Annotated in this window: 15 protein-coding genes and 1 other annotated feature; of the genes, 9 read left to right on the top strand and 6 right to left on the bottom strand. The window is 61.5% G+C overall.

Annotated elements, in window-relative coordinates:
• Positions 1–2 precede the first annotated feature (2 nt).
• From hisC to hisG, 3 genes are read right to left on the bottom strand one after another with little or no spacing between them, the layout of a single operon-like run.
• Entirely contained in the window at positions 3–1,073 is a 1,071-nt protein-coding gene (hisC, locus tag R2E40_RS11690) for a histidinol-phosphate transaminase (RefSeq protein ID WP_318163408.1), read from the bottom strand.
• Complete coding sequence (hisD, locus tag R2E40_RS11685; RefSeq protein ID WP_318163407.1) at positions 1,070–2,395, bottom strand: histidinol dehydrogenase; 1,326 nt, start codon at positions 2,393–2,395, stop codon at positions 1,070–1,072. Before hisD ends, hisC begins: the two co-directional genes overlap by 4 nt.
• 12 nt (positions 2,396–2,407) lie before the next feature.
• A complete protein-coding gene (gene hisG, locus R2E40_RS11680) occupies positions 2,408–3,304 on the bottom strand; it encodes an ATP phosphoribosyltransferase (protein ID WP_318163406.1) in 897 nt (298 codons plus the stop codon).
• A gap of 28 nt (positions 3,305–3,332) precedes the next feature.
• Positions 3,333–3,457, bottom strand: a sequence feature (His leader region).
• A 186-nt stretch (positions 3,458–3,643) separates the two neighbouring features.
• Between hisG and R2E40_RS11675 the strand changes: the two genes are divergently transcribed.
• The 7 genes from R2E40_RS11675 to rnd all read left to right on the top strand — a co-directional run bounded on the left by R2E40_RS11675 (position 3,644) and on the right by rnd (position 11,256).
• A complete protein-coding gene (locus R2E40_RS11675; protein ID WP_011706055.1) occupies positions 3,644–3,886 on the top strand; it encodes a hypothetical protein in 243 nt (80 codons plus the stop codon).
• A 67-nt stretch (positions 3,887–3,953) separates the two neighbouring features.
• A complete protein-coding gene (locus R2E40_RS11670) occupies positions 3,954–5,876 on the top strand; it encodes an ATP-dependent DNA helicase (RefSeq protein WP_318163405.1) in 1,923 nt (640 codons plus the stop codon).
• Between the two features lie 109 nt (positions 5,877–5,985).
• Entirely contained in the window at positions 5,986–6,687 is a 702-nt protein-coding gene (tsaB, locus tag R2E40_RS11665; RefSeq protein ID WP_041218112.1) for a tRNA (adenosine(37)-N6)-threonylcarbamoyltransferase complex dimerization subunit type 1 TsaB, read from the top strand.
• Between the two features lie 94 nt (positions 6,688–6,781).
• Positions 6,782–7,297, top strand: a complete 516-nt coding sequence (locus R2E40_RS11660; RefSeq protein ID WP_042067362.1) for a Slp family lipoprotein — start codon at positions 6,782–6,784, stop codon at positions 7,295–7,297.
• Positions 7,298–7,305: 8 nt separating this feature from the next.
• Positions 7,306–8,172, top strand: a complete 867-nt coding sequence (locus R2E40_RS11655) for an alpha/beta hydrolase (RefSeq protein WP_318163404.1) — start codon at positions 7,306–7,308, stop codon at positions 8,170–8,172.
• 198 nt (positions 8,173–8,370) lie between these two features.
• Positions 8,371–10,047, top strand: a complete 1,677-nt coding sequence (gene fadD, locus R2E40_RS11650; RefSeq protein WP_080708418.1) for a long-chain-fatty-acid--CoA ligase FadD — start codon at positions 8,371–8,373, stop codon at positions 10,045–10,047.
• Between the two features lie 96 nt (positions 10,048–10,143).
• Positions 10,144–11,256 (top strand): ribonuclease D, encoded by a 1,113-nt coding sequence (gene rnd / locus R2E40_RS11645; RefSeq protein WP_252377214.1) that lies wholly within the window; start codon positions 10,144–10,146, stop codon positions 11,254–11,256.
• A 46-nt stretch (positions 11,257–11,302) separates the two neighbouring features.
• On the opposite strand, the gene R2E40_RS11640 is transcribed toward rnd, so the two are convergent.
• The 3 genes from R2E40_RS11640 to dusC all read right to left on the bottom strand — a co-directional run bounded on the left by R2E40_RS11640 (position 11,303) and on the right by dusC (position 13,566).
• Positions 11,303–12,061 (bottom strand): substrate-binding periplasmic protein, encoded by a 759-nt coding sequence (locus R2E40_RS11640; protein ID WP_318163403.1) that lies wholly within the window; start codon positions 12,059–12,061, stop codon positions 11,303–11,305.
• A gap of 94 nt (positions 12,062–12,155) precedes the next feature.
• A complete protein-coding gene (locus R2E40_RS11635) occupies positions 12,156–12,524 on the bottom strand; it encodes a TraR/DksA family transcriptional regulator (RefSeq protein WP_011706064.1) in 369 nt (122 codons plus the stop codon).
• Positions 12,525–12,621: 97 nt separating this feature from the next.
• The gene (gene dusC / locus R2E40_RS11630; protein ID WP_318163402.1) at positions 12,622–13,566 is read right to left on the bottom strand and encodes a tRNA dihydrouridine(16) synthase DusC; all 945 of its coding nucleotides are present in this window, start codon (positions 13,564–13,566) and stop codon (positions 12,622–12,624) included.
• A gap of 178 nt (positions 13,567–13,744) precedes the next feature.
• Between dusC and R2E40_RS11625 the strand changes: the two genes are divergently transcribed.
• Positions 13,745–14,122, top strand: a complete 378-nt coding sequence (locus R2E40_RS11625) for a YbaN family protein (protein ID WP_011706066.1) — start codon at positions 13,745–13,747, stop codon at positions 14,120–14,122.
• Between the two features lie 131 nt (positions 14,123–14,253).
• Positions 14,254–14,799, top strand: coding sequence for an adenine phosphoribosyltransferase (apt, locus tag R2E40_RS11620; RefSeq protein WP_016350746.1), 546 nt, complete (start codon positions 14,254–14,256; stop codon positions 14,797–14,799).
• Positions 14,800–14,979: the final 180 nt, after the last annotated feature.

Below are 14,979 nucleotides of genomic sequence, written 5' to 3'. Positions count from 1 at the left end.
TCTTAAAAAGAGGGAGAGGGCAGGTCACGCAATACCGCCAGCACGGCGTCCATCTCGCCCTGATAGCCGATGGTGACGCGAATGCTGTTGTCCAGGCCCGGCTTGCTGGAGAAATCCCGCAAGATGATGCCGGCGGCCTTCATGGCAGCAAAGACGGCGGCGCCATCCACAAAGCGCACCAGCACGAAGTTGCCCTTGTCCTCGAACACTTCCTTCACGCAGGCAAGCTTTGTCAGCTCTGCCTTGAAGGCGGCTTTTTGCTTGTTGAGCTCCACCACTCGCTCCTGCATCAGCTCCAGTCCCATGGGGGAGAGGGCCTGCGCCGCGATCTGGGCGATGGGCTCGGGGATGGGATAGGGGGCGATCACCTTGGCCAGCATGGCGATCACCTCGGGGCTTGCCAGAGTAAAGCCGCAGCGGATCCCCGCCAGGGCAAAGGCCTTGGAGAGGGTGCGGGTCACCACCAGATTGGGGAAGCGGGCCAGTAGGTCCACTACGGACGCCTCGGGGCAGAACTCGATATAGGCTTCGTCCACCACCACGATGGCGCGATCCCGGGCTTTTTCCAGCAGGGCGATGAGACCGTCGCGGCCCACTAGATCCCCGGTGGGGTTGTTGGGGGAGCAGAGGAACACCAGTTTCACGTCGGAGAGGCGATCCGCAATGGCGGGCCAGTCTGGCTGGCGGCTGGCGGTGAGCGGCTGCTCGACGATGCCGACGCCACAGGTTTCGGCGCTGATGGCGTACATGCCGTAAGTGGGCGGGCAGATCAGGATCTGATCTTCACCCGCTTCGCAGAAGGTGCGGATCAAGAGCTCGATAGCCTCGTCGGCGCCACGGCTCACCAGCACCTGATCGGGGTTGACCCCGGCGTAGGCGGCATAGCCATTCACCACCTCGGCCGGCTGGCACTCGGGGTAGCGGTTGAGACGGTTGCCCTCGATGGTGAAGGGATAGGCCAGTGGCGCCTCGTTGGCGTTGAGCCAGACGTTGCCCTTGCCGCCGATGCGGCGAGCGGATTGATAGGGGGTGAGGGCCCGCACCACGCGGCGCGCCAGGTTGGCAATGCTCATGACAAATCCTTCTGCTGTGCTGTTTGTTGGGACGCGGCGGCCAGGGCGTTCAACCTGAGGGTGACGGCATTTTTGTGGCCATCAAGCCCCTCGGCCTGGGCGATGCGCTCGACTATGGGACCAAGGCCCTGAATGCCGCGCTCGCTCAGCTCCTGCACCGTGTAGCGGCGCTGATAATCGGCGAGGCCCAGGCTCGAGCAGGTGCGGGCATAACCGTAGGTGGGCAGAGTGTGGTTGGTACCGCTGGCGTAATCGCCGACCGATTCCGGCGTCCATGCTCCCAGGAAGATGGAGCCGGCATTCTCAAGCTGATCCAGTAGATCACGGGGAGCGCGGGTCTGCACGATCAGGTGCTCCGGCGCGTAGGCGTTGGAGATGGTGCAGGCTTCTGCCAGATCGTCGCAGAGGATCACCAGACTGCTGCCGAGCGCCTGCGCGGCGATATCGCGCCGAGTCAGCTTGGTCAGCTGGCGCTTGATCTCGCCGTTGATGGCGTCGGCCAGCAGCGGCGAGGTGGTCACCAGCACCACCTGGCTGTCGGGGCCGTGCTCGGCCTGGGAGAGCAGATCCGCCGCCACGAAGGCGGGGTTGGCGCTCTCATCGGCGATCACCAGTACCTCGGAGGGGCCGGCCGGCATGTCGATGGCGGCGCCGCGCCAGTCGCGCGACACCTGGCCCTTGGCTTCGGTCACATAGGCGTTGCCTGGGCCGAAGATTTTGTCCACCTTGGGGATGCTCTGTGTGCCATAAGCCATGGCGGCGATGGCCTGGGCGCCGCCGATGGCGAACACCTTCTCGACTCCGCAGGCGCGGGCGGCAAACAGGATCTCGTCGCTGGCCGGGGACGGGGTGCAGAGCACCACTTCACGGCAACCGGCGATCGCTGCCGGAATGGCCAGCATCATCACGGTGGAGGGGAGCGGCGCACTGCCCCCCGGCACGTAGAGGCCGACCCGGCTGATGGGCTGGGTGCGCAGCTCGCACACCACCCCGGGCTGGGTTTCCACCCGCACTACAGGTTGCACTTGCGCAGCGTGAAAGGTGCGAATGTTGGCGATGGCCGCCTCGATGGCGCCCTTGATATCGTCATCTAAGCGGGCGCAGGCGGCCTCGATTTCGGCATCGCTCACTTGCAGTTGCTGGCGCGGGGCGCGCTCGAAGCGCTGGCTCAGCTCGCGCAGGGCCTCATCGCCCCGGCTGCGCACCGCAGCGATGATCTCCCGCACCGCGGCGCCGATGTCGGCTTCGTCACTCAAGGCCGGCCTGGTCAGCACGTCGGCTTGCTGGACGGATGAGAGGGTCTTCCAGATCAGGGTCTGCATGATGTCCCTTCCTTATTCCATCATTTTTTCGATGGGCAGCACCAGAATGGAGCTGGCGCCGAGGGCCTTGAGCTGTTCCATGGTTTCCCAGAACAGGGTCTCGCTGGAGACAACGTGCAGCGCCACCTGGTTGGTCTCGCCCGCCAGCTGCATGATGGTGGGACGCTCGGCGCCCGGCAGCAGATCGGTGATGGCATCGAGCTTGTCCTTGGGCGCGTGCAGCATGATGTACTTGCTCTCGCGCGCCTGCTGCATCCCCTGAATGCGGGGCAGCAGGGTGTCGATGATCTTCTGCTTGGTATCGGACAAGGAGTTGGGTGCCTGCACCAGTACTGCCTTGGAGCGGTAGATCACTTCTACCTCTTTGAGGCCGTTGGCCTCCAGGGTGGCGCCGGTGGAGACCAGATCGCAGATGGCATCGGCCAGGCCCGCACGGGGGGCTACTTCCACCGAACCGCCCAGCATCACGCTCTTGAAGCCGAGCCCCTTTTCATCGAAGAAACGCTTGAGCAGCCCCGGGTAGGAGGTGGCGATGCGCTTGCCGGCGAGGCTCTGTGGCCCGGTGTAGGTGACGTCGTCCGGCACTGCCAGGGAGAGGCGGCAGCCGCCGAAGTCGAGTTGCTTGAGGGTCTTGACCGCAAAGGGCTGGCCCTGGGAGGCGCGGATGAGCTGCACCTCTTCCAGCACGTTTTCACCGATGATGCCAAGGTCGACCACCCCTTCCATCACCAGCCCCGGGATGTCGTCATCGCGTACCCGCAGGATGTCGATGGGCATGTTCTCGACATGGGCGATGAGGCGCTGTTCGCGCAGGTTGATCTTGAGGCCGCAGCTCTTGAACAGGGCCTGGGAGTCCTGGCTCAGACGACCAGATTTTTGCATGGCGATGCGCAGACGTTGTGTTTCCATTGCTCGATTTCCTTCTAGTCAAAAACGAAAAAGCCCTCGGAAGTCAGTGCTTCCGAGGGCTTATGAATCTTGCGGTCCTTTTGGAAGTCACCAGTTAAGTGTCTTCCAGCAGTCAACCTCCTGAAAGACTATTCGGGATGATGATGGTGGTGATGAGTCTTCAGGCTGGTGAACTGCATGTAATTAATCCTTTACAAATAAGATGTCGTAGTTGACGCCCGATTTAAACTACCTGCCTTGACGGAAAAAGCAACCGGAAAATGTGATTTGGTCGATTAAAGTTGAGAAAACGGTTTTCTGGTCGATAACTAGACAAGGTGAGCCAGAGGAGGCGACATCATGCCCAGTCAGGACCTGTTATTCCCCATTCTGCCCCGGGCACCGGCCGCCCCGAGCAGTGACGACATCAAGCGGGAAGTGACCCAGATCAGCCAGAAGCATCAGCTGCGCAAGACCAGCACCGACAACGGTGACTCCCAGCAGCGCCAGCAGCCTTATCCATCGGCCAAGCGTGATCAGCCAGCACCTGAAGAGGACGATCACAAGCCGGATCCCGATCACCAGATCGATCTCTTCGTCTAGGCGCAGAATCAGTCCCGCTTTTGCCACACTTTTGGCATAATGCCCCCTTTTGCTGCGGGACGCCCTTTTGACCATCCAGACCCTGTTCAAGCCAGACGGCCCTCTGGCCAGCCATATCGACGGCTTCAAAGCCCGTGCCCCGCAACTGGAGATGGCCGAGGCGGTGGCGCGTGCCATCAAGGAGCATGGTCGCTTGCTGGTGGAGGCGGGCACCGGTACCGGCAAAACCTACGCCTACCTGGTGCCGGCGCTGGAATCTGGCAAACGGGTGGTGATCAGCACCGGCTCCAAGAACCTGCAGGAGCAGCTTTTCTACCGGGATCTCCCTACCATCACGGGGGCGCTCTCCTATACCCCGCCGGTGGCCCTGCTCAAGGGGCGCAGCAACTATCTGTGCATCGAGCGGATGAACCGGCTGCTCAGCGAATCCCACCTGCAAAAACCGGAAGTGCTCAATGACCTGGTCAAGGTGAAGTCCTGGTCCACCGCCACCGACAACGGCGACGTGGGGGATATTCCGGGGCTGCAGGAGAACGCCGAGATCCTCGCACACGTCACCAGCACCAATGAAAACTGCCTCGGTCGCGACTGCCCCTATTACGACGACTGCCATCTGGTGGTGGTCCGCCGCCGTGCCATGGATGCCCAGGTGGTGGTGATCAACCACCATCTCTTCTTCGCCGACATGGCGGTCAAAGACACCGGTTTCGGCGAGCTGGTGCCCGAAGCGCAGGTCTACGTGTTTGACGAAGCGCACCAGCTGCCCGAGATCGCCACCAACTACTTCGGTAAATCGGTGGGCAGCCGCACCATTCTGGATTTGGCACAGGATATCCAGCTCGCCTATCGGGCCGAGGCCCACGACATGGCCCAGCTCGGCAAGGCGGCCGACCGGCTCGCCATCGCCAGCCAGGATCTGCGGCTTGCCTTCGGGGTAGACGGTGGGCGCGGCAATACCCGTGACATGCTGCGCCAGCCGCTCTGGGGCCAGGCGCTGGCCCGCCTCAACGATGCCCTCGGACTCTGTTATGAAGTGCTGAAACTGGCGCTGGGGCGCGGCGAGCAGCTTGACCACTGTTTCGAGCGGATCAGCGAGCTGCGCACCCGCTTGGGGGAGGTATTGGCCATCAACCAGACCGGCTTCTCCTACTGGTATGACTGCTCGCGGCTGCACTTTACCCTCAACCTGACCCCGCTGTCGGTGGCCGAGCGCTTTGGCGCCGAGGTGCTGCGCCCAGAGGTAGCCTGGGTCTTTACCTCGGCCACTCTGACGGTGGACATGCGCTTTGATCACTTCAAAGCCGAGCTGGGGCTGGCCGGCAGCGCCGAGCTTATTCTCGACAGCCCGTTCGACTATGGCGAGCAGGCGCGGTTGTGCGTGCCGCGCTTTCTGCCCGAACCCAATGCCTTTGGCCGCGGCGAGCAGCTGGCCAATCTGATGATCCCGCTCATCAACAAGACGCCCGGGGGCTGTTTCTTTCTCTGTACCAGCCATCAGGTGATGCGCCAGGTGGCCGAGGTGCTGCGCCGGGAGATTGGGCGCACCGTCCTGCTGCAGGGAGAGGACAACAAGCAGCGACTGCTCAAGGAGTTTGTCGAGAATGGCCGCGCCGTGCTTGTGGCGACCAGCAGCTTCTGGGAGGGGATCGACGTGCGGGGGGCCGCGCTCTCCTGTGTTATCATCGACAAGCTGCCGTTTGCCAGCCCCGATGATCCGCAGCTTAAAGCGCGAGTGGATGACTGCAAGCTCAGGGGCGGCGATCCTTTCGCCGATATTCAGCTACCCAAGGCGGTGATCGCCTTGAAACAGGGGGTGGGGCGGCTCATCCGTGATCGCGGTGATCACGGAGTACTGGTCATCTGTGATCCCCGCATGGTCAACAAGCCCTACGGCGCCACCTTCATCAAGAGTTTGCCCGCCATTCCACGTACCCGGGAGCTGGCGATGCTGGGGAATTTCTTCGAGCAGCAGGCGCTCGCCGGGCGGTGATCGTGTTTGCGCTGGCGCGGCCGGCCAAGCCTTGCAACATTTTGAAAAACTGCTGGCACTGTCTGCTTGCAGATTATGTAATTGACTGATTTTATAGAGATTGGAAAGCATGAACGAGTTGAAGATCCTGGCCGTTGATACCGCCACCGAAGCCTGCTCCGCCGCCTTGCTGGTGGGGGAGCAGGTGTTCTCCCGCTGGGAGGAGGCGCCGCGGGATCACACCCGCAAGATCCTGCCCATGGTTCAGGCTGTGTTGGACGACGCCGGGATAACCTTGGATGAGCTCGATGCCATCGCCTTTGGCCGTGGTCCCGGCTCCTTTACCGGGGTGCGCATTGGCATCGGTGTGGCGCAGGGCCTGGCCTTTGGGGCAGGCGTGCCGCTGATCGGCATCTCCACCCTGGCCGCCATGGCGCAAGGTGCCCATCGTCTGGATGGCGCCGAGCAGGTGCTGACCGCCATCGATGCGCGGATGAACGAGGTCTATTTCGGCCGTTATGAGCTGATCGACGGCCGCATGCAACTGGTGGGCGACGAGGTGGTGAGCGATCCCGCGGCACTGGTTGACGTCCGTGGCAAGCTGGCGGGTCGAGTGACCTGCGTCGGCACCGGTTTTGAGACCTATGGCGAGATTTTGAGTGGTCTTGCCGACGAGCTGGTAGCGAGTCAGGTACGTTTCCCGGCGGCGCTGGACATGCTGCCGCTGGCGCGCAGCGCCTGGCTGGCTGGTGAGGCGGTGGCGGTGGAGCAGGCGACCCCGGTCTATTTGCGTGACAAGGTGACCTGGAAGAAGCTGCCGGGTCGCGAATAAGGGCGGGAGTGGCAGGCATGTCGCTCACGCCGATCGGAACATGCCCCATTGCGGGTGGTTGACAGCCGGTTTCATCCGGCCAGAGGAGCGTGACATGTTGAAGCGTGCAATGGTGATCGGGGCCGCAGGGCTCTTGCTCGGTGCCTGCAGCTCGGTTCCGAAAGAGTTGGCCTATGAGCCCGCCAACCAGCTGGTGGCCTATCAGCCGGCCCTTGCCGGCCTGGAGGGCAAACCGGCCCGCTGGAGCGGGGTCATCTCGGCGGTACACAACAAGGCGGATCAGAGCGTCATCGAGGTGGTCTATCTGCCGCTCAAGTCCAACGGGGTGCCGGAGCAGACCGAGCAAAGCCCGGGCCGTTTTCTGGCCATCATGCAGGGTTTTGTCGACCCGACCCTCTATGCCAAGGGGCGCAGCCTGACGGTGCTCGGCACCATCGACAAGCCGCTCGACAGCCAGATAGGCGAGCACAAATACCGCTTCTCGGTGCTCAAGGTGACGGGCAGCAAGCTGTGGCCGCCGGTCAAGGAGGTAGAGGTTCGCTATGTGGATCCCTACTTCTACGACCCCTTCTATGATCCCTACTGGCCGAGACGGCCGCTGCGCCGCTAGGACCGGGAGTGAACAACGTGCTGCAGGAGCGCTTCCTGACCCTGGCCGATGGCCGCCGGGTGGCCTTGCTTGAGAGCCAGCCCGCGTCGGGTGAGCAGACCAGCAAACCCTTGCTGGTTGCGCTGCACGGTTGGCTCGACAACAGTGCGAGCTTTGTGCCCCTTGCCCCCTATCTGACCCACTTTCAGCTGGTCTGCATCGATCTGCCGGGGCACGGTCACTCGGATCACAAGAGCACGCCCTATGTCTTCGTCGACTGGCTGGACGATCTCTACCAGATCGCCCAGGCGGCGGGCTGGACGGCATTCACGCTGCTTGGCCACTCCCTCGGGGCCTTGATCGCCTCCGCCTATGCCGGGGTCTTTCCCGAGCAGGTGGAGCGACTCATCCTGCTGGAGGGGCTCGGGCCTCTCAGCCAGCCGGATGAAGCGGTGCCGGAGCAGCTGCGCCGCGCCATCCTGAATCGCAGTCGTACCCGCGAGCGAGCCTCCCAGGGCTTTGCGTCCATCGATGAAGCGGTGGCGGCGCGCAGCAAGGTGGCCGATATTGGCCCGAATTCGGCCCGCCTCATCTGCGAGCGACAGCTGGAAGGGCGGGCAGGGCGCTGGCACTGGCGCAGCGATCCTCGTCTTAGAGATCTCTCCCCCATGCGCATGAGCGAAGGGCAGGCCCAGGCGCTGATCCGGGCCATTGCCTGTCCTGTACTGTTTATCGCCGGCGCAGAGGGTTTTGCCAGCCTGCAGGCACAGTGGCAACAGCGTCATGCCGCGTTTGCCCAGATAGAGCGGGTCGTTTTGGCGGGAAACCACCATTTTCATATGGAAAATTCGGCAGAGACCGCGGTTTGTATCGAAAAATTTTGTCAAATTCGGTAGAATCGACGGCTTTCAATAATTCCAGGTTTGTCTTCTCCCTCACATTTTTCCGTTGTTAATTTGCTGTTAATTGATGTTGCCCTATGTAAATATGGGCGGCATTAGAGTATGAGCTTAAAACAACTGCTTGAAATGGATGTGAACAGGGACGGAGGCAACACAGTGAGCGCACAGGTGCTAGTTATGCAGGAGAAGTTCGTGGAAAAAGTCTGGCTGAAGCGTTATCCAGAAGGGGTGCCCGCCGAGATCAATCCAGACCAATACAGCTCCCTGGTCGAAATGTTTGAAGAGTCGGTGACCGAATTCGCCGACCAGCCTGCCTTCGTCAACATGGGGCAGACCATTACCTACCGTCGCCTCGAAGAGCAGTCCCGCGCCTTTGCCGCCTACCTGCAAAACGAGCTCAAGCTCAGTCAGGGTGACAGGGTCGCCGTGATGATGCCCAACCTGCTGCAGTACCCCATCGCGGTGTTCGGCATCCTGCGTGCCGGCATGATAGTGGTCAACGTCAACCCGCTCTACACCCCGCGCGAGCTGGAACATCAGCTCAAGGACTCCGGTGCCAAGGCCATCGTCATCGTTTCCAACTTTGCCCATACCCTGGAAAAAGTGGTCTACGACACCCCGGTCAAGCATGTGATCCTGACCCGCATGGGGGACAACCTGGGCCTGGCCAAGGGTACCCTGGTCAACTTCGTGGTGAAATACGTCAAGAAGCTGGTACCCAAATACAATCTGCCCCACGCCAGCACCATGCGCCAGGCGCTGGCCAAGGGCCGCTATCTGCAGTACATCAAGCCCGAGATCAACAACGACGATCTGGCCTTCCTGCAGTACACCGGCGGTACCACCGGCCTCTCCAAGGGGGCCATGCTGACTCACCGCAATCTCATCGCCAACGTCGAGCAGTGCCTCGGGGTATACGGCCCCATGCTGGAACGGGGCAAGGAGTTCGTGGTCACCGCGCTGCCGCTCTATCATGTGTTTGCATTGACCGTGAACTGCCTGCTGTTCATGCGCATCGGCGGTTACAACCTGCTCATCAGCAACCCGCGCGACATCCCGGGCTTTGTCAAAGAGATCAGAAAGTACCCCTTTACCTGCATCACCGGGGTCAACACCCTGTTCAATGCGCTGGTCAACAACGGCGAGTTCCAGTCGATGGACTTCTCCCGCCTGAAGCTGACCATAGGTGGTGGCATGGCGGTGCAGCGGGCGGTAGCCGAACAGTGGAAAGGGCTGACCGATACGCCGCTGCTGGAAGGCTACGGCCTGACCGAGTGTTCGCCGCTGGTGAGCGTCTGCCCCTATGATCTGCTCGACTACAACGGCTCCATCGGCCTGCCGGTCTGCTCCACCGACATTCGTCTGGTGGATGATGCAGGTCAGGTGATCCACGAGCTTGGCAAACCCGGCGAGATGCAGGTGCGCGGCCCGCAGGTGATGAGCGGTTACTGGCAGCGGCCGGAAGCCACCGCCGAGGTGATGCAGGATGGCTGGCTCTGTACCGGCGACATCGCGGTGTGCGACGAGCAGGGCTTCTTCAAGATCGTCGATCGCAAGAAGGACATGATCCTGGTCTCCGGCTTCAACGTCTATCCGAACGAAATTGAAGACGTGGTGGCGCTGCACCCGAAAGTGCTGGAAGTGGCTGCCGTCGGCGTGCCGCACAAGGTTTCCGGCGAGCTGGTGAAGATCTTCGTGGTCAAGAAAGATGCAAAGCTGCAGGAAGACGAGATTATTGCTCACTGCCGCAAACATCTGACTGCCTATAAGGTGCCGAAACTGGTAGAATTTCGTGACGAACTTCCCAAGACCAATGTGGGCAAGATCCTGCGCCGCGTGCTGCGCGACGAGGAGATTGCCAAGCAGTAACCGGCGTGGCGCTGCCAAGCAGCCTGCCGTCGTTATGCAAAACCGTGGGTCAGCCCACGGTTTTTTCTTTTGGCCCTGATCAACGCGCAGGCACAGATGCACTATCAACTCATTTCACAGCAAGCCGAACTGGATCAGTATCTCGCCTCCCTGGCCGACGTTCCCCTGGCCATCGATACTGAATTCGTTCGCACCCGCACCTACTATCCCCAGCTGGGCCTGTTCCAGATCTATGACGGTGAGCATCTGGCACTGCTGGATCCGCTGACGCTGGATCTCTCCTCCCTCTGGCAACGACTCGGCCGGGCAGGGCAGATCGCCATCTTGCACGCCTCCGGTGAAGATCTGGAGCTTATCCAGCATCAGGCGGGCCATCTGCCCAACCAGATGCACGACACTCAGCTGGCCGCCGCCTTCCTGGGTTACGGGGTATCGGTCGGTTTTGGCGCCCTGGTCAACGAGTTTCTCGGGGTGGAGCTGGAGAAGGATCAGGCTCGCACCGACTGGCTGGCGCGCCCGCTCACACCTCGCCAGCTCGAGTACGCGGCGGCCGACGTGTTTTATCTGCTGCCGCTCTACGAGAAAGTGATGGCCAAGCTGCATGAGAGCGGCAAGTTCGCCTGGTTCGAGCAGGAGTGCCAGAACCACTCTGCCCGCAAGACCCAGACCAGCGATCCCCGCCAGGCCTATCTCGACATCGTCAATGCCTGGCAACTGGGGCGCCGCGAGCTGGCGATCCTGCGTGAGCTGGCCGCCTGGCGTCAGCAAGAGGCGGTGCGCCGGGATCTGGCCCTCAACTTCGTGGTCAAGGAGCTGCATCTGTTCAAGGTGGCGGAGCGCAGACCTACCTCTCTGCGCGATCTGAACGAGCTGGGGTTGGCCCCCATCGAGATCAAGATCCACGGCAAACGGATGCTCGACATCGTGGCAGCGGCCCAGCAGAGCGATCCCGACAGCTGGCCCGAGCCCATTCGCCGGCTGGTGGACTACCCCCAGTACAAGGCCGAGCTCAAGCGCATCAAGGGGATGGTGGAAGAGAAGGCCAAGGCCAGCAACATTCCGCCTGAGCTGGTGGCCAGCAAGAAGATCATTCACCAGTACTTCACCTGGAGCTGGCGCATGAGCGACGAAGAGCGGGCCCGGGCCGACAAGCCGATGCTGCTGCAAGGCTGGCGCCATGAACTGGTTGGCCACTTGCTGGCACAGTGATCACAAGATAGAAAAGGGGCCCTCGGGGCCCCTTTTCTTGCAGGCATTACTGTAGTGGATAGCGGTAGCGAGCGAGGATCTGCCCGTACTCCGGGCTTTGCAGCAGGGCCCGGATCGCCTCATCAAGCCGTTGCAACTGCTGCGGCGTGGTGGTGCGGCGACTCAACATCAGGTGGACCGGGGTCTGCTGGATGTCGAGCAGGGTGGTCAATTGATCGAGGGGGATGCCGGCTAGGTTCATCTCCTGCAACCCCATGGGGTCCATGACAACCCCCTGGATCCGGCCAGCCAGCAGCAGTTTTATCAGCGGTTCCATTTTCAGCCTCACCAGCAGTCGCTGCTGCATCTGGGGTAACTGCATGAAAGTGCGAAAATCGGTGCCGTAATCAAAATCACGCAGCAGGCCGATGGTGAAGTCCGGCCGGGAGAGCAAGTCGGAGAGCTGGGTTATCTCCTGCCAGCGTCCCTTGTCCTGACGGCGGATGAGCAGCACTGTCTCTTCATTGCGATAGGGCAGGGTAAAGCGGGCATACAGGTCGCGCTCGGCGGTCTGGTTGGCGGACATGGTCAGTTGAATGGTGCCAAACTCCAGCTCGCGCAGCACGCGGGCCCAGGGCATCTCGCTGTAGTTGGCGTTAAACCCGGCCCGATTGAAGATGGCTTCTAGCAGGTCGATATCCAGCCCCTGCAGTTGCTGCTGTTCGTCGCGAAAGCTGAACGGGTGCCAGCTTGACCAGCCTACCAGCAGCGACTCTTGCGCCCAGGCGGAGCAGCACAAACACCATAACAACAAGACTCTGTACACGGAGATGTCCCTGTTCAGCGAGGCTGTTGTTGATTATTGAATAGAAATGTCGGGCTGACCAGCCCGCAGGAGAGGATGCACGGACGTGCATCCCTCAGAGTTCGTGGGCGTGGAATCCCTTGCGATAGCGGGCTTCGCAGCGCGGGCAACGTTGCAGGGTCGGGTCCTGTTCCAGCTGTTCGATGGCCAGCGGCTCCTCGCAGTCGGAACAGAGGCCATAGAGGCCCAGATCCATCTGACAGAGGGCGGCATCGATGCGCTTGAGGCGGGCCACGCTCTGCTCCACCTTGGGCAGGTCGAGACGGCTGGTCAGATCAACCAGTTGATCCCGCTCGCAGTGATCCACCTTTTCTGCCCACTCGTCACGCCGACAGGCTTTGAGCTGACCGATCAGCTCTTCTCTTACTTGCGCCCAGTCAGTCAGCAGGCGATCACGCCACACGGCCAACTGAGCTTGCGTCATTTCACACACACTAGCCCCCAACAGACGAATTACGAATCTGGGGCAGTATAGGGAAGCGACAGGATTATCAAGATGATATGCGTCAAGTAAAGGACGGTTAGATCACAGTTTTCGACGCCTGCAGCAAGGCATCCCGGATGGGATGGGTCTCCTTGAGTTCCCGGATTTCCCCAAACAGCCGATCCGCCTCGGGATACTCCCGCTTGAGATAGCTGAACCACTGCTTGATCCGGCTCGGGTAGTAGTCCGCCTTCTCGCTCGCCAAGTCCTGCTCGGTGTAGCTCACCATCAGCTGCAGCACCTCGGCCCAGCTCATGTGGGCACAGCCGGTTTTCATCACGTTGGCCAGATTGGGCAGGGAGATGGCACCGCGGCCCACCATCAGGGTATCGCAGCCGGAGACTTGGGCGCAGGCGAGGGCATCCGCATGATCCCAGATCTCGCCGTTGGCGGTGACGGGAATGGGCAGGACACGGCGAATGGCGTCCACATACTCCCAGTGGGCCGGCGCCTTGTAGCCTTCGCGTTTGGTGCGGGCGTGCACGGCCAGCTCGTTGGCACCGCCTTGATAAACGGCATGGGCGTTCTCCAGATAGAGTTCCTTGTCATCGTAGCCGAGGCGGATCTTGGCGCTCACCGGCAGATGGGCAGGCACCGCTTCGCGCACCGCCTTGACGATGCGATAGATGGTGTCGGGCTCTTTGAGCAGCACGGCGCCCCCCTTGCTCTTGTTGACCGTGGGGGCAGGGCAGCCGAAGTTGAGATCGACGCCAGGGGAGCCGAGTTCGATGGCCCGCAGCGCGTTTTCGGCCAGCCATTCGGGGTGCTGGCCCAGCAGTTGTACCCGCACCGGGGTGCCGGCCCGGGTCTTGCCGTCCTGTTTGAGCTCGGGGCAGAGGCGATGGAACACCTTGGCCGGCAGCAGCTGATCGACCACCCGGATGAATTCGCTGACGCAGAGGTCGTAATCGTTGACGGAGGTGAGCACCTCCCGCATCAAGTGATCCAGCACCCCCTGCATGGGGGCCAAAATAACGCGCATAACCGGTTCCGAAGGGCAAACAGAGAAAAAAGAGCGCAGATTGTAGTGGTAATGGCCGGCGTTGTCAGCCATCTGCCCACTCGATGAACCCAATCGGCAGCCGTCCCCGTGGGCCAGGCTGTCGGCTTTCGGGTCAACTCTGTTAGGCTAAGCAGAGCTGGATGGAGGAGGAGTGGCTATGAAACGTTGGTGTTTGATGGGGTTGGGCTGGCTGGCATTCGTGACCGGCATCATCGGCATCGTGCTGCCCCTGTTGCCGACCACGCCCTTCATGTTGCTTGCTGCGGCCCTGTTTGCCCGCTCGTCTCCTCGTTTTCACCGCTGGCTGCTGGCCCATCCCTGGTTCGGGCCGCCCATTGCCGACTGGCAGCAGTATCGCGGCATTCGCCGCCATGCGCGGCGGCGCGCCATCCTCTTCATTCTGCTCTCCTTCTCGGTGTCGCTGGCGGTGGTCCCCCTGCTGTGGGTCAGGCTGCTGCTCATTGCCATAATGGTGATCCTGCTCACCTGGTTAATGCGTCTGCCGGTGCTGGAGCCAGTTGCAATGGAGAAGTGAAGTCCCTAAGCTATTGCGGCAATAATGCTATGGAGTCGGCCTGTCATTTTTGCGTGACGGGCCTTTTTATTTCCCGCTGGCGGGAAGCTGAGAGAAACGACCATCTGCGTCGAAAAACAAACGGTCAAACCATGAATCCGGAAACCCTGAAATTTATCGAAGCGAGCATCAAGACCATCCCCGACTATCCGAAGCCGGGCATCCTGTTTCGCGACATCACCAGCCTGATCGAGAATGCCGACGCCTTCAAAGCCACCATTGATCTGCTGGCCAATCACTATCGTGATCAAGGGATCACCAAGATTGTCGGTACCGAAGCGCGCGGTTTCATCTTCGGCGCGCCGGTTGCCTACGCCATGGGCCTGGGCTTCGTGCCGGTTCGCAAGCCGGGCAAGCTGCCTCGCGCCGTCATCGAAGAGTCCTATGCCCTCGAATACGGCACCGACACCCTGCAACTGCACACCGACGCCATCGTGCCCGGTGACAAGGTGCTGGTCGTGGACGATCTGCTGGCCACCGGCGGCACCGTCGATGCCACCGTCAAGCTCATTCGCCGCGCCGGCGGTGAAGTGGTTGATGCCGCCTTCATCATCTCCCTGCCGTCCCTCGGTGGTGATGCCCGCCTGACTGCCGCCGGCGTCAAGGTGGTTTCTCTGGTCGAACTGCCGGGCGAATAAGCCCCAGTCTGACCAAGCAGGCAGGTCTCGTCAGCCTTGCCTGCGTCCAGACCGGTGCCCGTACGGGCATCGGTTTGAAATTCAAGCGATCCCTCCCTCCCTGGCCGATAGCCGATACAGCCCGCCCCGCATTTGTGTTAGCATCCAGCCTCAATGCCTTGTCATCCCTGCATCGAGATC

Origin of the sequence: Aeromonas sp. CD (assembly GCF_033349375.1) — a bacterium.
Classification (GTDB): Bacteria; Pseudomonadota; Gammaproteobacteria; order Enterobacterales; family Aeromonadaceae; genus Aeromonas; species Aeromonas hydrophila.
Note: the sequence above shows the minus strand (reverse complement) of the source record. Positions and strands in the feature narration are given on the sequence as shown.